The 22,215-nt window shown below is 69.0% G+C and carries 20 protein-coding genes; 6 read left to right on the forward strand and 14 right to left on the reverse strand.

Going from position 1 to position 22,215, the window contains the following annotated elements:
• Window positions 1-19: 19 nt before the first annotated feature.
• Complete coding sequence (locus tag ACWF7A_RS11575; RefSeq protein ID WP_452250370.1) at window positions 20-1,336, reverse strand: aminotransferase-like domain-containing protein; 1,317 nt, start codon at window positions 1,334-1,336, stop codon at window positions 20-22.
• A gap of 134 nt (window positions 1,337-1,470) precedes the next feature.
• Here ACWF7A_RS11575 and ACWF7A_RS11580 point away from each other — a divergent pair, with 134 nt between their 5' ends.
• Complete coding sequence (locus ACWF7A_RS11580; RefSeq protein ID WP_452250371.1) at window positions 1,471-2,103, forward strand: GNAT family N-acetyltransferase; 633 nt, start codon at window positions 1,471-1,473, stop codon at window positions 2,101-2,103.
• A gap of 53 nt (window positions 2,104-2,156) precedes the next feature.
• On the opposite strand, the gene ACWF7A_RS11585 is transcribed toward ACWF7A_RS11580, so the two are convergent.
• From ACWF7A_RS11585 to ACWF7A_RS11625, 9 genes are all read right to left on the reverse strand, one after another.
• Window positions 2,157-3,296: an N-acetylmuramoyl-L-alanine amidase gene (locus ACWF7A_RS11585; protein WP_452250372.1), complete on the reverse strand. Its 1,140-nt coding sequence runs from the start codon at window positions 3,294-3,296 to the stop codon at window positions 2,157-2,159.
• A gap of 220 nt (window positions 3,297-3,516) precedes the next feature.
• The gene (gene trxA, locus ACWF7A_RS11590; protein WP_093595124.1) at window positions 3,517-3,846 is read right to left on the reverse strand and encodes a thioredoxin; all 330 of its coding nucleotides are present in this window, start codon (window positions 3,844-3,846) and stop codon (window positions 3,517-3,519) included.
• A 35-nt stretch (window positions 3,847-3,881) separates the two neighbouring features.
• Entirely contained in the window at window positions 3,882-4,856 is a 975-nt protein-coding gene (gene trxB, locus ACWF7A_RS11595) for a thioredoxin-disulfide reductase (RefSeq protein WP_452250662.1), read from the reverse strand.
• A gap of 83 nt (window positions 4,857-4,939) precedes the next feature.
• The gene (locus tag ACWF7A_RS11600; RefSeq protein WP_452250373.1) at window positions 4,940-5,680 is read right to left on the reverse strand and encodes a hypothetical protein; all 741 of its coding nucleotides are present in this window, start codon (window positions 5,678-5,680) and stop codon (window positions 4,940-4,942) included.
• Window positions 5,677-6,294 (reverse strand): RNA polymerase sigma factor SigM, encoded by a 618-nt coding sequence (gene sigM, locus ACWF7A_RS11605; RefSeq protein WP_360047514.1) that lies wholly within the window; start codon window positions 6,292-6,294, stop codon window positions 5,677-5,679. The genes ACWF7A_RS11600 and sigM overlap by 4 nt, the downstream gene beginning before the upstream one ends.
• Before the next feature lie 67 nt (window positions 6,295-6,361).
• A complete protein-coding gene (locus tag ACWF7A_RS11610; RefSeq protein WP_452250374.1) occupies window positions 6,362-7,885 on the reverse strand; it encodes a protein kinase family protein in 1,524 nt (507 codons plus the stop codon).
• 31 nt (window positions 7,886-7,916) lie between these two features.
• Window positions 7,917-9,557: a murein biosynthesis integral membrane protein MurJ gene (murJ, locus tag ACWF7A_RS11615; protein ID WP_452250375.1), complete on the reverse strand. Its 1,641-nt coding sequence runs from the start codon at window positions 9,555-9,557 to the stop codon at window positions 7,917-7,919.
• A complete protein-coding gene (locus ACWF7A_RS11620; protein ID WP_452250376.1) occupies window positions 9,554-11,851 on the reverse strand; it encodes a DUF6049 family protein in 2,298 nt (765 codons plus the stop codon). Before ACWF7A_RS11620 ends, murJ begins: the two co-directional genes overlap by 4 nt.
• Complete coding sequence (locus tag ACWF7A_RS11625; RefSeq protein ID WP_452250377.1) at window positions 11,848-12,363, reverse strand: NUDIX hydrolase; 516 nt, start codon at window positions 12,361-12,363, stop codon at window positions 11,848-11,850. The genes ACWF7A_RS11620 and ACWF7A_RS11625 overlap by 4 nt, the downstream gene beginning before the upstream one ends.
• Window positions 12,364-12,405: 42 nt before the next feature.
• Between ACWF7A_RS11625 and ACWF7A_RS11630 the strand changes: the two genes are divergently transcribed.
• Both ACWF7A_RS11630 and ACWF7A_RS11635 read left to right on the forward strand, forming a co-directional pair.
• Entirely contained in the window at window positions 12,406-13,842 is a 1,437-nt protein-coding gene (locus ACWF7A_RS11630; RefSeq protein ID WP_452250378.1) for a CCA tRNA nucleotidyltransferase, read from the forward strand.
• A 96-nt stretch (window positions 13,843-13,938) separates the two neighbouring features.
• Entirely contained in the window at window positions 13,939-14,193 is a 255-nt protein-coding gene (locus ACWF7A_RS11635) for a LuxR C-terminal-related transcriptional regulator (RefSeq protein ID WP_452250663.1), read from the forward strand.
• Here the strand turns inward: ACWF7A_RS11635 and ACWF7A_RS11640 are convergent.
• Window positions 14,122-15,462 (reverse strand): MFS transporter, encoded by a 1,341-nt coding sequence (locus ACWF7A_RS11640; RefSeq protein ID WP_452250379.1) that lies wholly within the window; start codon window positions 15,460-15,462, stop codon window positions 14,122-14,124. The two genes, ACWF7A_RS11635 and ACWF7A_RS11640, sit on opposite strands and share 72 nt — an antisense overlap.
• 238 nt (window positions 15,463-15,700) lie before the next feature.
• Between ACWF7A_RS11640 and ACWF7A_RS11645 the strand changes: the two genes are divergently transcribed.
• On the forward strand, window positions 15,701-16,279 hold the full coding sequence (locus tag ACWF7A_RS11645; RefSeq protein WP_452250380.1) for a YqgE/AlgH family protein: 579 nt from the start codon (window positions 15,701-15,703) through the stop codon (window positions 16,277-16,279).
• 111 nt (window positions 16,280-16,390) lie between these two features.
• Here ACWF7A_RS11645 and ACWF7A_RS11650 read toward each other — a convergent pair whose 3' ends face one another.
• The gene (locus tag ACWF7A_RS11650; protein WP_452250381.1) at window positions 16,391-16,795 is read right to left on the reverse strand and encodes an SdpI family protein; all 405 of its coding nucleotides are present in this window, start codon (window positions 16,793-16,795) and stop codon (window positions 16,391-16,393) included.
• Between the two features lie 249 nt (window positions 16,796-17,044).
• Here ACWF7A_RS11650 and leuS point away from each other — a divergent pair, with 249 nt between their 5' ends.
• Entirely contained in the window at window positions 17,045-19,822 is a 2,778-nt protein-coding gene (leuS, locus tag ACWF7A_RS11655) for a leucine--tRNA ligase (RefSeq protein WP_452250382.1), read from the forward strand.
• Window positions 19,823-19,843: 21 nt separating this feature from the next.
• Here leuS and ACWF7A_RS11660 read toward each other — a convergent pair whose 3' ends face one another.
• Window positions 19,844-20,458 (reverse strand): TetR/AcrR family transcriptional regulator, encoded by a 615-nt coding sequence (locus ACWF7A_RS11660; protein WP_452250383.1) that lies wholly within the window; start codon window positions 20,456-20,458, stop codon window positions 19,844-19,846.
• A gap of 92 nt (window positions 20,459-20,550) precedes the next feature.
• Here ACWF7A_RS11660 and ACWF7A_RS11665 point away from each other — a divergent pair, with 92 nt between their 5' ends.
• Window positions 20,551-21,414, forward strand: coding sequence for an NmrA family NAD(P)-binding protein (locus ACWF7A_RS11665; protein ID WP_452250384.1), 864 nt, complete (start codon window positions 20,551-20,553; stop codon window positions 21,412-21,414).
• Window positions 21,415-21,417: 3 nt separating this feature from the next.
• Here ACWF7A_RS11665 and ACWF7A_RS11670 read toward each other — a convergent pair whose 3' ends face one another.
• Window positions 21,418-22,146 carry a TetR/AcrR family transcriptional regulator gene (locus tag ACWF7A_RS11670; RefSeq protein ID WP_452250385.1) on the reverse strand — a complete coding sequence of 243 codons (729 nt, stop codon included), beginning with the start codon at window positions 22,144-22,146 and terminating at the stop codon, window positions 21,418-21,420.
• Window positions 22,147-22,215: the final 69 nt, after the last annotated feature.

Here is a 22,215-nt window from a genome sequence, read left to right on the forward strand (position 1 = left end):
AGCAAAACTCCAAAGAAGATCAGGCGGTGTCGGGCGACGGGGTCTGCGGACCGGACAGCTGACGGCCAGGTGTCGCCCCGAAGGTCGCGTGCAGCTGCATCTCTTCCTCGATGACGTTCGCCAGGCGGCGGACGCCCTCGCGGATGCGCTCCGGCGTCGGGTAGCAGTACGAGATCCGCAGCTGGCGGGAGCCGAAGCCGTCCGCGTAGAAGCCGGTGCCGGACGCGTAGGCCACACGGGCCGTCACGGCGCGGGGCAGCATCGCCTTCGTGTCGATGCCCTCCGGCACCGTCACCCAGACGTAGAAGCCGCCATCCGGAATGTTCCACGTGGAACCTTGCGGCATGTGCTGCTCGAGAGCCGAGATCGCCGCGTCCCGGCGATCCCGGTACGCCTCCCGGTAGGTCTTGATCTGCCCCTTCCAGTCCTGCGTCGACAGGTACCGGGACACGATCATCTGGTTCAGCGTGGGCGGGCACAGCGTGGCCGACTCGGCCGCCAGCACCAGCTTCTCGCGGACGGCGTGCGGCGCCAGCACCCAGCCGACCCGCAGACCGGCCGCGAACGTCTTGGAGAACGAGCCGAGGTACACGACGTTGTCCGGGTCCATCGACCGCAGCGCCGGGTACGTCTGACCATCGAACCCGAGCAGCCCGTACGGGTTGTCCTCCACGACCAGCACGCCGTAGGTCCGGCAGATCTCCAGGATCTCGGCCCGTCGCGACACCGCCAGCGTCACGCCGGCGGGGTTGTGGAAGTTCGGGATCGTGTACAGGAACTTGACCCGCTGCCCAGCGCGCTTGCACGCCTCCAGGGCCTCACGCAGCAACGACGGCACGAGCCCGTCGGCGTCCATCGCGACGTGCACGACCTGCGCCTGGTACGCGGTGAACGACCCGAGAGCGCCCACGTAGGAGGGCCCCTCGGCGATCACGACGTCACCGGGGTCGCAGAAGATCCGCGTGACCATGTCGAGGCCCATCTGCGAGCCCACGGTCACCACCACGTCGTCCGGGTGGCCGTTGATGCCCTCGAGCGCCATGACGTCGCAGATCTGCTCGCGCAGCAACGGGACGCCGTGCGCCGAGCCGTACTGCAGGGCCACGAGCCCTTCCGAAGCCACCAGCTGACCGATCTCCGCGGACAGCGACTCCAGGGGCAGCGCGGCCAGGTGCGGCATACCGCCGGCCAGCGACACGACCTCGGGCCTGGACGCCACTGCGAAAAGTGCCCGGATCTCCGATGCCGTCATCCCTGCCGTGCGCGCTGCGTAGCGACGGAGGTGGGGATCAAGGCTTCTGGGGCCCTGCTTGGCGGGTTGCCCGGGCATCGTCATGTGGGACTCCTGTATGGGAAATGTCCCGAGCGAGTGTAACCGTCGTCCCGTTCAGGGCACGCGCCTTCCGGGTTCCGTCACATTCGCCTACCCTCGTATGGGTTCGCTTTGCGTTTTAACGGGTGGAGGTCGGGGTGTCCCGTCGCGTCGTAGGCGTCACGCTGGACAACCTGGAGCATCTCTCCAAGCACAGCAGAACGTGCGTTTTCTGGGAGCTGGCTCCTCACCTGCGTGAACAGGCCGAGGAATACGGCGACACCGAGTTCGAGAAGGAAGCCTGGGTCTCCAGCGTCCTGCTCGAGTGGGGTTCGTGCGGTCGTCTCATCTACTGCGACGGCATCCCCGCCGGTTCGGTCTTCTACGCACCACCGGCCGCCGTGCCGCGCAGTTCCGCCTTCCCCACGTCCCCGGTGAGCCCGGACGCCGTCCTCATGACGTCGCTGGACGTCCTCCCCGAGTTCCGAGGGGGAGGACTCGCGCGAGTGCTCGTGCAGGCCGTGGCGAAGGACCTGACGCGTCGTGGCGTGAAGGCCATCGAGGCGTTCGGTGACATGCGCCCGGACGACGAAGAGGCGAGTTGCGTCACGCCCGCCGACTTCCTGACGAGCGTCGGCTTCAAGACCGTGCGGCCGCACCCTCGCTGGCCCCGGTTGCGGATGGAGCTCCGCAGCTCCATCACCTGGAAGGAAGACGTGGAGGCCGCTCTCGAACGGCTCCTCAACAGCGTCACCGTCTCCACCGCGGAACCCAGCTTCCGCCCCGTCTGAGACAGCGAAAAGGCCCCCTCGCCGAAGCGGAGGGGGCCTTTTTCGTCAGAACGTCAGCCCTTGGCCATCTCGTAGCGCAGCAGGTCGTTGAACGTGAACGTGCCCGTCGGCTGGTCGTCCTTGCCGAGCAGGTAGAGACGCTTCACGGCCACGAGGATGCCCTCGGCCACGATGTCGCGGAACCCCGGAGTCGCGAGGCGGGCCCGGTCCTCCGCGTTCGTCAGGTACCCGACCTCGACGCGGACGGCCGTGCAGCGGGTGAGCCGCAGCAGGTCCCACGTCTTCGGGTGCGAACCGCAGTTCGACATCGTCGTGCGGGCGGTGACCTCGCGCTGGATGAACCCGGCCAGCGCCTCACCGACCGTCGACGACGTGCCGTTGCCCGTCCCGTAGTGGAACGTGGCCACGCCCTGCGCGTTCGGCGACGAGTTGCCGTCGCTGTGCAGCGACAGGATCAGGTCGGCGCCCGCCTCGTTCGCGAACCGGGCGCGCTCGTTCTCGTCCGGGCAGTTGTCCGGACCGCGGGTGAGCAGCGCCTCCATGCCGGTGGCCGCCATCTTGCCTTCGAGGCGACGGGCCAGGTCCAGCATCAGGTCGGCCTCGGACAGCCCGTTCACGACCACACCGCGGTCCTGGCCGCCGTGGCCGGGGTCGATCACGATCCGCTTGCCGGACAGGCGTGAGCCGGCACCGCGGAGCCGTTCCTGCTCCCGCAACAGCTGCGGGCGGCCGCCGCGGACCTTCGGCTGGAGCTGGCGCAACGCGCGGACCGTGTCGGGACCGCACATGCCGTCCACGATCAGGCCGTAGTCGCGCTGGAAGTTCTTCAGCGCCTGCTCGGTCTGCTGACCGAACACACCGTTGGAACGGCCGACGTCGTAGCCGAGCTCCAGCAGGCGTTCCTGCAGCATCAGCACGTCGTCACCGGTCGTCGGCTGCGACATCAGGAACGCGAGCGGCCGGTCCCCCAACCGGAACGTCGCGTCACGCAGCGAACGGTAGGTCGCCGGGCCGACGATGCCATCGATGATCAGCCCCCGCTGCTGCTGGAACGCGCGCACGGCGTGCTCGACCTGTTGGTCGAACACCGGCGGCGCCTGTGGGTCGGCCGGCGGAAGCAGTCCGAGCCTGGTCACGATCGACCGGATCTCGGCAACATCACTTCCGACGTCCCCGCGGCGGAGCAGCTGCATGCACCCTCGCTCGACTAGGGCACCGAACTCGGTCGGCGCGTCAGTTGGGAAGCCCTCATTGTGCCCTGCTGCGCTCAGTGATCGATGCAGGGCTACTCACAGTCGTACCGGGATCACCGTCCCGGCACCGAAAACGAACGTGACCCGCTCGTCTTATCGATAGACGGGCGGGTCACGTTGCGCGTTGCAAAGGACTTGTTGGCCAATGCAACTTCTTCGCTCAGGCCAGGACGTCCTGCAGGTCCTTCAGCAGCGCGGCCTTGGGCTTCGCGCCGACGATCTGCTTCACCGGGCGGCCGCCCTGGAAGAGGATCAGCGTCGGGACGGACATGATCTGGTAGTCACGGGCGATCGACGGGTTGGCGTCGATGTCGACCTTGGCGACGGTGATCTTCTCGCCGTGCTCGGCCGCGATCTCCTCCAGCACCGGCGCAACCATCTTGCACGGGCCGCACCAGGTCGCCCAGAAGTCGACCAGCACGGGCTTCTCGCTGGTCAGCACGTCGTCCGCGAACGACTTGTCGGTCACCGTGACGGTGGCGCCTGCCATGTTGATCTCCCTAGAACTCTCTCGCAGCAGTTGCTTCAGTTGCTCTTGCCGTAGCCGCCACCGACGGCCTCGGCGGCGATCTCGGCCTGCTCGGTGCCGTGCTCGGCGAGCCACCGTTCCGCGTCGATCGCAGCGCTGCAACCGGAGCCGGCGGCGGTGATGGCCTGGCGGTACTCGTGGTCGACGAGGTCGCCGGCGGCGAACACGCCTTCCAGGTTCGTGTAGGAGGACTTGCCCTTGGTCAGGACGTAACCCTCCGCGTCGAGGTCGACCTGGCCCTTGACCAGCGCGGAACGCGGGTCGTGGCCGATCGCCAGGAAGAAGCCGGTGACGGGCATCTCGGACTCGGCGCCGGTCTGGGTGTCCTTGATCTTGATCGAGGACACGGTGCCGTCACCCAGCACGTCGGTGACCTGCGTGTTCAGCTGCCACTTGATCTTCTCGTTGGCGCGGGCGCGCTCGAGCATGACCTTCGAGGCCCGGAACTCCTCGCGGCGGTGGATGACCGTCACGGACTTGGCGAAGCGAGTGAGGAACGTCGCCTCCTCCATGGCCGTGTCGCCGCCGCCGACGACCGCGATGTCGTGGTCGCGGAAGAAGAACCCGTCACAGGTCGCACAGGCGGACACACCGCGGCCGAGCAGCTCCTGCTCGCCGGGGATGTCGAGGTACCGGGCGGCCGCGCCCATCGCCAGGATGACGGCCTTGGCCTCGTACTCGACGCCGTTCGCGACGACCTTCTTGATCTCACCGGTCAGCTCGACCGACTCGACGTCCTCGGCACGCAGCTCGGCACCGAAGCGGGTCGCCTGCTCGCGCATCTGCTCCATGAGCTCGGGGCCCATGATGCCGTCGCGGAAGCCCGGGTAGTTCTCGACCTCGGTCGTCGTCATGAGGGCGCCACCGTACTGCGAACCCTCGAAGACCAGGGGCTCCAGCTGCGCGCGTGCCGCGTAGACCGCCGCGGTGTAGCCCGCCGGTCCCGATCCAATGATGATCACGTTGCGCACGCTCACTGGCCTGCAACTCCTCGATCTCGTCGTCTGACTGGCTCAACGGATCGTAGGTGCAGCTAATTCCGTGACTTGAGCGACTACCTCGGCTTGATGGTGGTGTCGGCCAGAACGCCCTGCGGCTTGTCCGGCCCGCAGGTCTCCGGATCCAGCACGACCAGCCGGTACTGGCCCAGACCGGCGGGCAGGATCGCCATCACCGCGTCCTTGCCCTCCAGGTTGATCGGGCTGATGCCGAGCGGGTTGCCCGAGCTGGTGATGCCGCCGCCCTTGAGGCAGCCGGCCAGCCGGTCGGACGTCTCGAGCGGGCCGTAGTTCTGGGCCTTGAGCACCTCACCGACCGCGGAGCCCAGCTCGTCGCGCTTGAGCGCGAGCGGGGGCGCCTGGCTCGGCTTGGCCGTCGGTGCGGGCGCGGCGTCGTTCGCGGGCGGCTGCTGCGCACCCGGTGACACGGCCAGCACGATGCCGAACGCGGCCGCGGCGGCGACCAGCACGCCGACCCCGCCCAGGCCGAGCCGGCGGCTGCGCTTCTTGCGGACGTCGTCCAGGGACACGACCGGCGCGATGCCCGGACGGGCCTCGGCGGCCAGTGCGGCGTCGATCCGGGCGGCCACGTGGTCGGGCATCGGGATCGGCGGCAACGACCGGAGGTCCATCAGCGTCGCGTCGAGCGCCTGCAGGACCTCCCTGGCGTCGGGGTCTGCCTCGACCCTCGGGCGCAGCTGTGCGGCGACCTCAGGGGGCAGCACGCCCGCGTGCAGGTCCGCGATGAGGTCAACAGACCACGGCGGACCCATCGGCACGCGCTCCATGCCGGTCATCGGCCCTCCCACTGACGTTGCTCTTGCACATTCACACCGTCAGCTGGGACGTTCGCATCTGCGATTCGGTTCCTGAGGTGCCCGAGAACTTTGGCGAGCTTGGCGCGACCCCGCGCACACCTGCTCTTGACCGTGCCCTCCGCGATGCCGAGGATCTTGGCCGTTTCGGCGACCGAGTACCCCTCGACGTCGACGAGCACGATGGGCGCCCGCTGCTCTTCCGGCAGCTCCATCAACGCCTGCTGCACCATCAGGCTGGTCTCCCGGTCGCTCATCGCGTCACGGGGCGCGACGGGCTCGCCGGGACCGGCCTCGGGCAACGGCACTGTCGGTCTTGTTTGTCGCCGTCTCATCCGATCGAGACACGCGTTCACCACGATCCGGTGAAGCCAGGTGGTCACCTGTGACTCGGCGCGGAACGACGACGCTGCCCGGAAGGCGGAGATGAACGCCTCCTGCAGCGCGTCCGCGGCCTCTTCGGGATCACGCAGCGTGCGCAACGCCACCGCCCACATCCGGTCGCGGTGCCGTTTGACCAGCTCCGAGAACGCGTAGGGGTCACCTGCGGCGTGGGCCGAGATGAGATCGGCGTCCGAGCTGGCTGCGGCGGTCACGGGACGCACTTTAGCGAGGGTGATCACAGATCACCCGGACAGGTCTACCCAGAGTGCACGCGTAGTTCTACTGAGCCCGCGTGTACAGGACCTCTCGGATCTCCGACTGGTTCTTGCCACCGCCGGAGCTCGTCAGCTGAGTGATCCAGATCAGCACGTGGCTGGTCGGTTCGTGGTCGTTCAGCTGGATCTGCGTCTGCCCCTCGGACAGGTCCGCGACGCCGATGACCTTGGTCTCCTCGATCGGCGAGTCGAGCGCCGAGGCGACCCGGATCTCGACCTTCGTGCCCTTGCTGGGCGAGGTGATCGTGACCGAGGCCAGCTTCACCGGCTCCGCGAACGACGCCATCAGCCCGATGCCCGGCTTCAGCGTCGGGAACTGCTGGAAGTAGTTGTCGGTCCGCCAGAACGTGCCCGCGTTGTTGTCGACCGCCCGGCTCGCCTGGTTCGCGTTGTCGGGCTGGTTCGTCACGTCGTAGACGCCGATCTGGCCCGGCTGGACCGGACCGGCCGGCGCGGGCGGGGGCGCGGACTGGCCGTTCGACCCCGGCTGGTTGATCACCACGGTCGGGCCGCCGCCCTTGGACGGCTCGTCGCTGAAGAACCCGACGATCTGCACGCTCAGCCACACGATCACGGTCAGCGTGGCCAGGGCGAGCACGCCGACGCTGATCCACAGCTTCTTCTTCTGCTGCTTGTCCTGCCTCGGGCGCTGGGTCGTCCACACGACCTGGTCGTCGTCATCGCGTGACGCCGCCACGGCAGGGATCAGCGCCGTCTGGGCCTCCTCGGCCGCGATCTGGTCGAGGACCTGCAGGATCGCCGCGGACGTGCGGATGCCGCCGACCGACGTGTCCTCCAGCGACCGCACCGCGACGGACGACAGGTCGTGCGGCAGGTACGGGTGCAACGCGTTCGGCGCGACCACGGACCCGTCGGGCCCGGTCGGTGCGACCGGCACGCCCTGAGGGCCGCCCGGCAGCGCCCACCGGCCGGTGAGCAGCAGGTACAGGATCGCGCCGAGGCCCTTGACGTCGTCGCGAGCGATCGCGTCCGGGCGCGGGCCGGGGAACGCGAGGCGCAGGCGGCCGTCCGAGGTGACCCGGATGCGCTGCGGGTGGTCGGCGCCCAGCACGAGACCGGCGTGGTGCGCGCCCTCGATGGCGGCGCCCAGCGGTTCGAGCAGGCGGGTCGCGGCGCCCGCCGGCAGCGGGCCCTCCGCGATGAGGTCCATCAGGTCGGTGCCCTGGGTCCACTCGGCGATGACGATGCCGAGGATGCCCTCGTCGGGACGGATGCCGGTGCCGGGCGTCAGCACGTCGATCACCCTGGACACGCCGGGGTGCGTGAACGACGACGCGTGCATCGCCCGTTCGACCGTTCGGCGGGCACGGGCGGCTGCCTCGTTGTCCGCGAGGTTGCCCAGCAGGACCGTCAGCGCCACGTCCCGGTTGAGCTGACCGTCCCGCGCGCGCCACAGCTCCGCGTTGGACCGCGCGTCCGCTCCGGATTTCGCGAGCAGCCGGTAGCGGCCGTTGCCGATGACGCCGCCAGGATTCAGGGCGGCGTGAACTCCGCTACTCACGGACACCAGGCTACGGGACGGCGCTCACGGACTGGAGTCACCTTCGCCGCACCAAACGGTTGATCTTGTCGATCGCCGGCTTCATCTCGGGCACCCGGAACGCGGCCAGAAGGCCGAACGCGAGCGGAAGACCGATCAGCGTCACCAGGATGGTCTCGAACCAGGCGGCCACCACGGGGTTCGAGAACGCGATCAGGTCCAGAAGCAGCGCGTTCACCCCCTTGGCGACGGCGAAGGCCAGCGCGGACGCCACCACGGTCAGGCAGACGGTCCAGATCGTGAAACCCGTCCGCAGCCGGCCGAGGCGGACGCGCAGCCACACCTGGCCGACGATCGCGCCGAAGATGAAGCTGAGCGACATGGCGAGCGACACACCGACGGCGAGCTGCTCGGGCTCGGACACCGCCAGGAAGAAGTAGAGCAACCCGATCCGGACGGCCACGATCAGCGCCTGGATCAACGTCGGCGTGCGCGCGTCCTTCATCGCGTAGAAGACCCGCAGCTGCAGCAGCGTGACCGCGTAGGGCACCAGGCCGAACGCCGACAGCGCGAGCGCCAGGCCGACCGCCGTGCCGCCCTCCACGCCCGACTTGCCGAACCCGAACGCCGCGAGGCCGATGGCGACACCGGAGACCGTCATCAGGACGCTGAACGGCATCAGCAGGATCGTCGACATCCGGTTGCCGAACAGCAGGTCGCGGACGATCGCGTCGTTGTCGTTGTTCGCGGCGGCGCGGCTCATCTTGGGCATGAGCGCGGTCAGCAGTGAGACGCCCAGCACGCCGTAGGGCACCTGGGCGATCAGCCACTGGAAGTTGAACGCCGTCAGGGCGCCGTCGCCGTGGGTCGCGACCTTGGTCAGCACCGTCATGCTGGCGAAACCGAGACCGACGTAGAGCAGCACCCAGAACGCGAGGTTGCCGAACTCGGCGAGCCGCGCGTCCCAGCCGAACCGCCACTTGAACCGGAAGCCGGTCTTGCGCAGTGCCGGGAACAGCACGAGCGCCTGCACCGCGACACCGAGAGCGGTGCCGAGACCGAGCACCAGGACGTGGGCGTCGGTCATGGAGACCGGGTTGAGCGTGATGTCACCGGGCAGCAGCCAGTAGACCCCGAGAACGAGCATCACGACGACGTTGTTCAGGACCGGGGCCCAGGTCGGCAGGCCGAACACGTGCCGTGCGTTGAGCACGGCGCCGATCAGCGCCGTCAGGCCGTAGAACACGATGCCCGGCAGCACCAGGTAGGCGAACGAGGTGACCAGGTCCCGGTTCGCGTTCGGCGAGTCGGCGATGAACAGCGAGGTCAGCAGTGGCGCGCAGGCCACCGCGAGCACCGTGCCGACGGCGAGGATCGCGGTGCCCATGCTGATCAGCCACTGGGCGTACGACTCACCGCCGTCGCCGTCCTCCTTCTCGGCGCGGACCAGCAGCGGGATCGCCACGCTGGTCAGGATGCCGCCGAGGAGCAGCTCGTTGATCATGGTCGGCAGCGTCGACGCCGCCTGGTACGAGTCGTTGAGGGTGCCGATGCCCAGTGCCGCGACCAGCAGCACCTTCGACAGCAGGCCGGTGACCCGGCTGACGATCGTCGCGATCGCCATCGACCCGCTGGCCCTGGCGACCGACGGTCCCTGCTTCTGCTGCTCTGGCTGGGTGGTCGTGGCTGTCTCGCTCACGCGCTCGACTTCTCCGGTGTGACGTTCTCGATGGACGGTGCGCCGCCGTTCTCGCCGTTGCGAGCGCGGACCCGCTTGTAGATGCGCCGTCCGGAGAGCAGGACGAGCGCGATCCCGGCGATCACGGTGATGATCACCGTGATGGTGCCGTAGGCGGACGACGACACCTCCAGCTTGACAGTGTCACCCAGAGCGACGCCCTCGGGAGTGGTCAGGCGGACGCTGACCGGGAACCGGCCGGACCTCAGCACCTCGACGGGCACGCGCACGACGCGCTCGCCGCGGGCGGGGAGCACCTGGTCGGCGAGGTCGAGCTTCCGGATTCCCGGGGTGTCGGCGAGCGTGATGCGGACCGTCACGCGGACGTCGAGCTTGTTCGTGATCGTGACCGGGATCGGGCTGTCGCCGGAGCCGAGCAGGATCGGGCTGTTCGGCTGCGTCACGCCGACCATGCCGGTCAGCGCGTCGAGCTCGCTCTGGCTGACCTCGGCCGCGGACCGGGCGCCCTGCTCGTTGCCCCGCCACGCACCGGACATCACCCGCAGCAGCCCGAGCCACAGCGGGTCGGCCAGGTCGCCCGGCGCCGCGTGCGCGCTGTCCTCCTGCTGCATGGCCGCGACGAGGCCGTTGAGCTCGACGCTCTGGTTCGTCACGGAGTCCGAGATGATCGCCGAGATCTCCCGCGCACCGGCCTCCGGCGGGTAGGCGATCTTGGCGTTCGTCACCGCGGGGGTGGTGCCGGTGAGCTCCTCGAGCCCCGTCTGGGACGCGTAACCGCCGGTCAGCAGCTTCTGGGCGGTGGTCAGGAACTCGGTCATCTCCGAGAGCGGCGCGTGCCAGCGGCGCGGCGGCGCGACCAGCACGTTGCGGCCGTCGCCCTGCCAGCCGGCGCGGAACACCAGCACCGCCAGCGCGTTCTGCACGGACACCGGCTGGCTCTCGACCGGCGTGGTCACGCCGGACAACGTGCGCGGCCGCGACTCGCTGCCCTGCAGCGCGTCCGAGACCATCGAGTCGATCTTCACAGCGGTGACCGGGGTCTTGCCGCCTACGCCCACGGGAGCGGTGCCCGGCGCGTCGGAGAGTCCGGTCGGGTCGAGCAGCAGCGACTTCGCGCCGGGGTAGCTCTTGTCCGGCTGCGGGGTGACCAGTTCGTCGAACGTCGACTGGTCGAGCACGCCGTCCTCGGGCCACACCAGGTCGGGCAGCGGCCGCACACCCAGGACGTCCTGGATGAGCTTGGGGCCGTCCGTCACCGCGAGCGTGCGCATCGTGGACAGCTTCGCCCTGTTCAACGCCACGAGGTCGGCGTCGGCGTACGGCAGCGCGACGACGCACCGGCCCGTGACGGCGAGCTTGAGGCGGTCGAGCCACAGCTTCGCCTCGATCCTGCCCTTGCCCTCGGCGCCACCGCGGAGCGTGTACCCGGTGCTCATGGCCTGCACGGTGCGCAGCAGGTCCGGGTCGATGGCGAGGCACATGGCCGTGCTCATCGACGGGACCGCCTGCTCGTAGGCCTGCAGCAGGCCGTACAGCCTGCCGTTGACCGAGAGGGACGACGCGAGCTCGTCGTCGATCAGCTCCGACCGGCCCTCGCCGCCGAGCCGGACCAGCCGGGGGCGGTCCGCGATCGGCCACAGCACCGTGAGCTTCGAGCCCGCGCCCGGCTTGCCCTTGGTCTCGCCGCCGGGCACGCCCAGCACGGGCAGCAGCGTCGAGAGCGCCGCGAGCCGTGCCTGGCCGCCGAAGTCCGGCCTGCCGTTCACGTTCGCGAGGATCGGGTAGATGCCGGGCTGCTCGACCTCGAGCGACGTCGGTTCGGTACCGCGCAGCGGCACCTCCAGCGTGAAGTCCTTCTGCTGGCCGGGCTCGAGCTCACCCGCGACCGGGGTGAACTTGGGCTGCACGGCCTCGGCCGCCGCCGGCTCCCGCAGCGCCTTGCGCAGGTCGTCCTCGGTGCCGAGCGGCTCACCGCGCTCCAGGCGCAGCACGATGTCGAACACCTTGCGGTCGCCGACGTTCGCGATCTTGCCGGTGATCTTGACGGTCCCCGGTGAGTCGCTCGTCACGAACCGGGGCGTGAGCTGGTCGATGTCGAGCCGCAGGAACTGCGGCTGCGCCGTGCCGGGCTGGGCGGAGAGGGATCTGGTCGCCCACACCTGCGTGGCGGGGGCGGGCATGAACGGCAGCGCGTCGACCTCGTCCGGTTGCGACTGCTGCGCGCCGGCGGGCGGCGCCGCGAGCACCACGAAGGCGGTGACAGCGGCTGTGCAGACGAGTTTCCTCAGGCTCACGCCGACTCCGCCCCGTTCCGGCAGCGGTCGGAGAGCAGTTCGGCGGCTCGGCGGACCAGTCGGCGCTCGTCGGCGTACGCGAGTCGCTCGTCCAGTTCGCCGAGGGGCACCCACGCCACCTCGGTGACCTCCACGTCTTCGTCGGAAAGCTCTCCCCCCGTCGCTTCGAGGAGGAAGTGGTGAACCGTCTTGTGCACCCGGCGGTCGTCCGCGACGAACCAGTAGTCGATCGACCCCAACGGGCGCAGCACCCTGCTATGAATACCGGTCTCCTCGGCGACCTCGCGCACCGCGGTCTGTTCCGCGGTCTCGCCGGCCTCGATGTGACCCTTGGGCAAAGACCACAGCAACCGGCCTCGCCGGTCAAGTCTGCCGATCACCGCAGCCCGTTGCTCTGCGTCGAGCACCAGGCCACCGGCCGACGTCTCGTCGACCGTCTGGAGCCTCCTGCCCCGGCGCCGCTTCCGGCGCCCCGGCTTGGGACTCCCGGAACGTGCGGCTGACGGCGGCATACGGCCGATCGTACTTACGATCCTTGAGTACGCTGGTTTCTCGTGTCTCGATCGCTCCAGCAGAATGCGGTGGTGGAGAAGCCCGCCATCACACCAGTCGTCGCTGAGCTCGCCGCTCGGTTCGCAGCCGAGGACAAGCGCCTCTACCTCGTGGGTGGAAGTGTGCGCGACGCCGTGCTGGTGCGCCCGACGAACGACTTCGACTTCACCACGGACGCGCGACCTGCGGAGATCCAGAAGCTGCTGAGCGGCTGGGCCGACGCGCAGTGGGACACCGGCATCGCCTTCGGGACGGTCGGCGCGTCCAAGAAGGGCGAGATCATCGAGATCACGACCTTCCGCGCGGACGTCTACGACGGTGTGACCCGCAACCCCGAGGTGACCTTCGGCGACTCGATCGACGGTGACCTGGTCCGCCGCGACTTCACGGTCAACGCGATGGCGTACGACATCGCCGCCTCCGAGTTCGTCGACCCGACCGGTGGCCTGCAGGCGGCGCGCGAGGGCGTGCTGGACACCCCCGCGACCCCGCAGGAGTCGTTCGGCGACGACCCGCTGCGCATGCTGCGCGCCGCCCGGTTCGTCTCGCAGCTCGGCTTCACGGCCGCGCCGCGGGTGGTCGAGGCGATGCGGTCGATGGCAGGCGAGCTCGCCCGCATCACGCCGGAGCGCGTGCAGGCGGAGCTCTCGAAGCTCCTGTGCGGGGCGCACCCCCGCCGCGGCATCGAGCTCATGGTCGAGACCGGGCTGGCGGACATCGTCCTGCCCGAGCTCACGGCCATGAAGCTGGAGATCGACGAACATCATCAGCACAAGGACGTCTTCGACCACTCCCTGGTTGTGCTGGAACAGGCAATTGATCTTGAAGAAGTTGATCAGTCACCCGATCTGGTGCTGAGGATCGCCGCGCTCCTGCACGACATCGGCAAGCCGGCGACGCGGAAGTTCGAGTCCGGCGGCGGCGTCTCGTTCCACCACCACGAGGTCGTGGGCGCGAAGATGGTCCGCAAGCGCTTGCGGGCGTTGCGGTACTCGAAGGAGATCACCGAGGACGTCGCGAAGCTCGTCTACCTGCACCTCCGCTTCCACGGGTACGGCAACGGCGAGTGGACGGACTCGGCCGTGCGCCGGTACGTGACGGACGCCGGTGACCTGCTGACGCGGTTGCACAAGCTCGTCCGTGCGGACTGCACGACCCGGAACAAGCGCAAGGCGAACCTGCTGCGCCGGACCTACGACTCTCTCGAAGAACGCATCGCGCGCATCGCGGCCGAGGAAGACCTCGCGCGCGTGCGTCCGGACCTCGACGGCAACGAGATCATGAAGCTGCTCGGCCTGGCGCCGGGCCGTGAGGTCGGTGCCGCGTGGAAGTTCCTCAAGGAGCTCAGGCTGGACCGAGGGCCGCTGGACCGCGACGACGCCGAGGCGGCGTTGCTCGACTGGGCGCGCGAACAGGGGATCACCCCGCCAGCCCAGTGACTCATAGTGAGTGAATGCAATCCCCGCGTGAGCGAAGTGTCAGCGCAGGGGTGCACCATGTGAAGTGCGCCAGGGGGGCGCATGGGGGTGGTGCAGATGTTCGCTTGGGGACTTTCCGCAGGTCCTGCCGTACGGGACCTCGACGTTCTGACCGACGACCAGCGGGCCGTGCTGAGGTGTCTCGCGCGTGGTCACGCCGACCACGAGATCGCGCGCGTGCTCGGTTTCGGGCTGCAGCGGGTCGCCGACGAGGTGGCCGACATCCTGCGGAGGCTGGATCTACCCGATCGGGTGGCTGCCGTCGTTTTCGCGCACGAGGCCGGAATGCTTCATCTGCCGTTCCCGCGATGACAGGAGCAGGTAGGCGGCGAGCCCGACCAGGTAGAGGCACGCGGCGACGAGGATGAGCGCGTGCGAGCGGCCGTTCAGCGGGACGACCGTCGCGGTGATGGACACCGCTGTGACCTGCGCGATGTTGAAGAGGGTGTCGTAGAGGGCGAACACACGCCCGCGCACCTCGTCACCGACGTCGTGCTGCACGGCGGTGTCGACGCAGAGCTTGACGATCTGCCCGGCGAAGATGATCACGAAGCTGGCCAGCAGGATCGTCGGCAGCGTCATCGGCAGCCCGAGCCCGACCTGCGCGGCGGCGGTCAGCAGCAACGCTCCGCAGATCGTGCGCTTGACGCCGAACCGGTCGACGATCCGGTCGGTCAGGATGCCGGCGAGCAGCACACCGGCGCCGCCCGCGACCGCGACCTCGCCGAGCCCGCCGATCCCGGCCTTGAGGATGCCGACGTCCTCCAGGCTGTAGCGCATCAGCAGCAGCGTGATCATCAGGCTGATGCCGAACGCCGCCCGGTGCGCGAGCAACGCGGCCAGCCCGGCCGTCACGCTGGGCGTGCGCCAGGTGGCCTTCGCGCCGTCCACCAGGCCGCGAGCGACGGCCGTGAGGGCGTGGCTGGGCTCGTCGACCTCGTCCGGCCCGAGCACACCCGCCTTGAACCGGCTGGCGATGAACGCGCTGAGCAGCAGTCCGACCACGGCGATGCTGGTCGTCCACGCCGAACCGCCGTCCCCGGCGCCGAGCAGCGTGCGGAACCCGATGGCACTGGCCGCGCCGATCACGGCCATGACCGCGCCGGCCGTCGTGGCCAGCGCGTTCGCCTCGACCAGGTGGTCCTCGTCGACGACGTGCGGCAGTGACGCCGAGAGTCCGGACCCGACGAACCGGCCGATGCCCATGACGACGAGCGCGGAGACGTAGAGGGGCAGCCCGCTCAGCCCCGCACCCACGGCGAGCGCGGTGAGCAGCACGAACGTCGCGCGCAACAGGTTCGCCACGACGATGACCCGCTTGCGGTCCCACCGGTCGAGCAGAGCGCCGGTGAACGGTCCGATCAGCGAGTACGGCAGGAGCAGGACCGCGAACCCGGCCGCGATCGCCGCCGGATCGGCCTGGCGCTCGGGGTTGAACAGCACGGCCCCGGCGAGCCCGGCCTGGAAGAGCCCGTCGCCCCACTGGGAAGCGAGGCGGGTGGCGAGAAGTCTGCGGTAGGCGGGGATGCCGAGGAACCGGCGTGATCCCCAGTGGTGTTTCTCCACCGCAAGCGTTGTCACCGTTGCACTCTATGCGCGTGGTGGTGAAAACCACGAAAGCCGGACCTCACGGTCCGGCTCCCCTGGTGCCGGATGCCAGGTCGCCTCACGGCGCGGTGCACCAAGCGGTTCCAGCCGAACGGTATTCCGCAAGGGCGGTTGTCTGTTGAGCCCGGGGGACACAAAGACATCCGACACCTCAGTCTAACGGGACGCGGCCCTGAGTTGTTCCGGCGATCACGGGTGATTTCATGGTGACGTGCGTCCCGATGACGAAGTCGAAGTCGAGCCGGGCTCCCTCTTGGTAGCCGCTCCGAGCCTGAACGACCCGAACTTCACGCGCACCGTCGTCTACATCATCGACCAACGTCCAGAGGGGACCCTCGGCGTCGTGCTGAACCGCCCCTCCGAGGTGGCAGTGCACGACGTGCTGCCGCCGTGGGGTTCCCACGTCACGAAGCCGCAGTGCATCTACATCGGCGGCCCGGTCGAGCAGAAGACGGCGCTGTGCCTGGCAGCGTTGAAGGCGGGCACCGACCCGTCCTCCGTGGAGGGTCTGGTCAGCGTGCAGGGCCCGGTCGCGTTGGTCGACCTCGACGCCGAACCGGACGACCTGATGCCGCTGGTGCGCGGCCTGCGGGTGTTCGCGGGCTACAGCGGCTGGGGCGAGGGCCAGTTGCAGAGCGAGATCGACCGCGGCGACTGGATCGTCGTGACCGGACTGGCCGACGACGTGCTGGTCGGCGCGAACGTCGACCTGTGGGGCAGGGTGCTGCGCCGGCAGGGCATGCCGCTGGCGCTGCTGTCGACCTACCCGAAGGACCCCAAGGACAACTGATCCACTTCGCTTCCACGCCGTCGGCTCGGCCCGGTGAGTTGATTCACGTGAAACGTCGGCACGAAAAAGGCCGGACCACCCTGTGATCCGGCCTGTCGTTCGAGAGAGGCCCTAGAGGCCCGCGAGCGGGGAGCAACCGCCACCGCCGCAAGCGCAGCCACCGCAGCCCTTGGGCTTGACCGGCTCCGGCAGCGCCTCGGCCGCCCGGCTGCCGACGATCCCGCCGGCGAAGGCGATCGCGAGCGCGCCCACCAGTCCGATGATCCCAGCGGTGACGGCGAGGTCGGCCATGACGAACGCCATCGCGCCCGACACGATCGCCACGACACCGGCGGCCACGTTCGGCACGCCCGCCACGCGGTTGGCCAGCGCGAACGTCTCCTCGTCACGCACGGCGGCGGCCGTGCGCACACCGACGAAGCGGTTGCGGCGCAGCTTGCCCTGCAGACCCAGCAGACCGACCGCGCCGAGAGCGACGCCGAGCACACCCAGGACGACCGACAGCACGATGTTCACCCCATGAGGGTAAGACGGGACGCCGCCTGCCTCACGCTCACCCCGGTCTGATGTGCCGCAGGCCACCGCCCGGTTCATCGTGCTTGCGCTGCGCTGATACCGTTGAGGGCATGAGCACGGCCCGCCTGCTCCTTATCTAGCCGCGACGACCTCTTCGAGAGACGGTCGGCGCGGCCACCCTCCATGCCCGTCTGGGCTGGGGGGTTTCGTCATGTCAGGGGCAGGAACAGACGTGAGAGGGACCTTGAAATGAGCACGGACGCGGCGGAGATTCCCGCCTACCGCTACACCGCAGAGCTGGCGAACCAGATCGAGGAGCGGTGGCAGCGGTACTGGGAGGACCACGGCACCTACCACGCGCCCAACCCCGTTGGCGCGCTCAAGGGTGACGTGCCCGCGGACAAGCTGTTCGTCCAGGACATGTTCCCGTACCCGAGCGGCGCCGGCCTGCACGTCGGTCACCCGCTGGGCTTCATCGGCACGGACGTCTTCGCGCGGTACCACCGCATGAACGGCCGCAACGTGCTGCACACCATGGGTTTCGACGCGTTCGGGCTGCCCGCCGAGCAGTACGCGGTGCAGACGGGCCAGCACCCGCGCAAGACCACCGAAGACAACATCAACACCTACCTGCGCCAGATCCGGCGGCTGGGACTGGGCCACGACGAGCGCCGTCGCATCTCGACGATCGACCCGGAGTACTACAAGTGGACCCAGTGGATCTTCTTGCAGATCTTCAACTCCTGGTACGACGCCGACGCGCGCAAGGCTCGTCCGATCGCCGAGCTGATCGCGCAGTTCGAGTCTGGTGAGCGCGACGTCGAGGGCGGTCAGACGTGGTCTGAGCTGTCTTTTGCCGACCAGCAAAGGATCTTGGGCGAATTCCGCCTGGCCTACATGTCGGAGGCGCCCGTCAACTGGTGTCCCGGACTGGGTACTGTCTTGGCGAACGAAGAGGTCACCGCGGACGGTCGCAGTGAGCGTGGCAACTTCCCGGTGTTCAGGAAAAGCCTGCGCCAGTGGATGATGCGCATCACCGCGTACTCGGACCGGCTGATCGACGACCTGGACAGGTTGGACTGGCCGGACAAGGTCAAAGCCATGCAGCGCAACTGGATCGGGCGCTCGCACGGCGCCCGTGTCCGCTTTGCGGTGGGAAGCGAGAACATTGAGGTCTTCACGACCCGCCCGGACACGTTGTTCGGCGCGACCTACATGGTCCTGGCACCGGAACACGAGCTGGTGGACCAGATTGCGACGCCCGATCGCGTGGCAGACATCGCCGCGTACCGGCGCGCAGCGTCCCTGAAGTCCGAACTGGACCGTCAGGAGAACAAGGAGAAGACCGGCGTCTTCATCGGGGCGTACGCCACGAACCCGGTGAACGGCAAGGAGATCCCGGTCTACATCGCCGACTACGTGCTGATGGGCTACGGCACGGGCGCGATCATGGCCGTCCCCGGCCAGGACCAGCGCGACTGGGACTTCGCCAAGAAGTTCGACCTGCCCATCATCCGCACTGTCCAGCCGTCGGAGGGCTTCGAGGGCGAGGCCTACACCGGTGACGGCCCGGCGGTGAACTCGGGCTTCCTGGACGGCATGGCGATCGACGACGCCAAGAAGACGATGATCGGCTGGCTGGAGGAGAACAACGCCGGCCACGGCACCGTCCAGTTCAAGCTGCGCGACTGGCTGTTCAGCCGCCAGCGCTACTGGGGCGAGCCGTTCCCGGTCGTCTACGACGAGGCCGGCACCGCCATCGCGCTGCCCGAGTCGATGCTGCCGATCGAGCTGCCCGAGGTCGACGACTACTCGCCGCGCACCTTCGACCCGGAGGCCGCGGACACCGAGCCGTCGCCGCCGCTGTCGCGCGCGACCGAGTGGACGACCGTCGAGCTGGACCTGGGCGACGGCCTGAAGACCTACCGCCGCGACACGAACACCATGCCGAACTGGGCGGGTTCGTGCTGGTACCAGCTGCGCTACGTCGACCCGGTCGAGACCGAGCGGTTCGTCAACCCGGAGAACGAGAAGTACTGGCTGGGCCCGCGCACCGCGGAGCACGGCCCGACCGACCCCGGCGGCGTCGACCTGTACATCGGCGGCGTCGAGCACGCGGTGCTGCACCTGCTGTACTCGCGCTTCTGGCAGAAGGTCCTGTTCGACCTGGGCCACCTGTCCGGCGACGAGCCGTACCGCCGCCTGTTCAACCAGGGCTACATCCAGGCGTACGCGTACCGCGACCCGCGTGGTGTGCACGTGCCCGCGGACGAGGTCGTCGAGGCCGACGGCAAGTACCTGTACAACGGCGAGGAAGTCACTCGTGAGTACGGGAAGATGGGCAAGAGCCTGAAGAACGTCGTCACGCCGGACGAGATGTGCGAACGGTACGGCGCCGACACCTTCCGGTTCTACGAGATGTCGATGGGCCCGATGGACGTCTCACGCCCGTGGGCGACCAAGGACGTCGTTGGCGCACAACGGTTCATGCAGCGCCTGTGGCGCAACCTGGTCGACGAGACCGACGGTTCGCTGCGCGTCACCGCCGAAGAGCCTTCGGTGGAAGCGTTGCGCCTGCTGCACAAGACGATCGCCGGCGTGCACGACGACTACGCGAACCTGCGCTACAACACGGCGGGCGCGAAGCTGATCGAGCTGAACAACTTCGTCACCAAGCACTACTCGTCCGGCACGCCCCGCGCGCTGGCCGAGGCCATGGTGCTGATGCTGGCTCCGCAGGCCCCGCACGTGGCCGAGGAGCTGTGGTCGAAGCTGGGCAACGACGGCTCGCTGGCCCACGGCCCGTTCCCGAAGGCCGACGAGCAGTACCTGGTCGAGGACACCGTCGAGTACCCGATCCAGGTCAACGGCAAGGTCCGCTCGCGGGTCGTCGTGTCGGCGTCCGCGGCGCAGGACGAGATCAAGGCCGCCGCGCTGGCGGAGGAGAAGATCGCGGAGCTGGTCGCCGGTGGTGAGCCGCGCAAGGTGATCGTGGTGCCCGGCCGCCTGGTGAACATCGTCCTGTAGCAACGAGAAGAGCTGGCGCGGCTACGGCCGTGCCAGCTCTTCCAGCACCTGCTCCACCTCGAGCGTCGGGTCGGCCACGCGAGCCGCCCGCAACGCCCCCGCGAGCACGGTCATGAGCATCTCCACGACCAGGTCCGCGCCGAACGGGTGCGCGCCCGTCAGGTAGTCGCGCGCCAGCTGGTCGGCCGCTGTCGTGTACGTCCGCAGCGCGGCCCTGACCGCCGGCCTGTCGTAGTCCAGGCCCAGGTTCTCGCCCAGCTTCCGCGCGCCGTCGTCCCGCACGCGGTCGAACGGCTCCTCCACACCCCAAGGCCGCAGCACCAGGTTGAGCGCCAGGTCCCTGTGCGCGGCCAGGTACGTCAGGTGCGCCGCGTGCGACCGGCGGACCCGCTGCCCCAGCGGCACGTCCGGGTCGTCGACGTGCAGGTCCAGCACCTCGCGCCCGATCGAGCACAGCACCTCGCTGTAGAGCCCCTGCTTGCTGCCGAAGTGGTGGAACACCAACCCGTGCGCGACTCCGGCCGCTCGGGCGATGTCGGCTGCCTTCACCTCGTCGTACTTCGAGGTGATGAACAGCTCTCGGGCCGCTGCCAGGACTTTCTCCTTGGTGGCGGCTGCGGTGGCGGCACGGGTCATGCGACCACGCTAACAGCTCGTTGACTCCGAGTCAGTGAAGGAGTAGTTGTTGATTAAGAGTCATTGACTTTAAGTCAACGAGGGGATGCGAGATGACGAAGACACTGATCATCGGAGCGACCGGGACCGTGGGCGGCCTGGTTCTCGCGGAGGCCGTGCGCCGAGGTGCGGACGTGCGCGCGTTGGTGCGCAGCAAGGAGCGAGCGAACCTGCCCGACACGGTCGAGCTGGTCCAAGGAGATCTGGCCGACCGCGAGGCCGTGGCCGGCGCGTTGCGGGGCGTCGACTCGGCGTTCTACGTGTCGCCGCACGAGACCAACGAGGTCGAGATCGCGACGATCTTCGGCCAGGAGGCCGAGCGGGCCGGCGCGCGCCTGGTCTTCGGCGGCTTCCACATCGAGGACGACGACGCGCGCGAGGCGGCGGGCAGCGCGATCCCGGCCTACATCCCGAAGCTGAAGCTGGCAGCGTTCCTCGCGAGCACCGACACCAGGCCCGCGATGGTCAGCATCACCAACTTCGCCCAGAACGACGAGGTCTTCCGCGCGGACATCGAGGCAGGGACGTTCCCGACGCCCCTGCACCCCGGCGGGGTCAACCGGATCGACCTGCGCGACGCGGCCGAGGTGCTCACCAACGCGCTGGTCGACGTGAGCTTCGCGGCCGGCTCCTACCAGCTCGTGGGCCCCGAGTCGCTGAACGGTGAGCAGTCGGCGCAGATCTGGGCGGAGGAACTCGGGCGGCCGGTCGTCTACACCGGTGGCGACCCCGAGTGGCGCAGGGCGTTCGAACGCAGGCTGTCGGGCCAGAAGCTGGTGGACTGGATCCGCAGCTTCGAGCTGCTCAGCGCGGCGCCGATCCCCACGGCCGAGGCCGAGGTCGCGACCATGACGAAGCTGCTCGGGCACGCGCCGCGCACGCTGCGCGACTACGTGCGCGACTCGGTGAACAGCTGAGTTTCAGCGAGCAGCTGAGCTCGAGGAGTCCTCGAAGCCGATGTCCGTCAGCATCTGGTCGAGCATGCTGTCGAACATCGGCTCCGGGTTGCTCACCGCGAACGGGAACCGCCCGAACACCTCCAGGGCCACGTGCCCGTACAGCCGCACCCACGACTGCACGACGTGGTAGATCTTCCCGAGGTTCAGCACCTCGTCCGCCAGCGTCACCCCGTGCTCCGCCACCGCGTCCCGCAGCACCTGCTGGAAGCGGACCAGGTCTTCGTGCAGCACGGCGGGCACTTCCTCGCCCGCGTGGTTGGCGTCCTCGTTGGACGCGATCAGCGGCCCCGCGAGCTGCAGGAACACCGAGCCGAACTGGTCGGCTCCCAGGGGGTCCCGCGGCGAGGCGAACACCAGCGCGAACTCCTGCGGGTGGGCCAGCGCCCAGCGGCGGAACGCGTGGCAGACCGCGCGCACCTTGCATCCCACCTGGCCTGACGTGTCCGCGGCGAGGTCGGTGTGCAGGGCTGCCGCCATGTCCGCGCAGATGTCGTCGCAGAGCTGGCGCAGCAGCGCGTCGTGCGAGTCGTAGTAGCGGTACAGGGCGGGCGCGGTGATGCCTAGTTTGCGCGCGATCGCACGCAGGGTAACCGCGTCGCGGCCGCTCTCCACCAAAAGAGTGCGGGCCGCCTGCCGAATCTCACGCTCGGTCTCGGCGCGGAGTCGTTCTCGGCGAGTGGCCTCGGTCATATGTCACTCCATCGGGTTGTAGACCCCGTCCGCTGACCCGTACGGTTTCAGTGAACGGTGTTTACAAGA

The organism is Lentzea sp. NPDC055074, assembly GCF_053608005.1.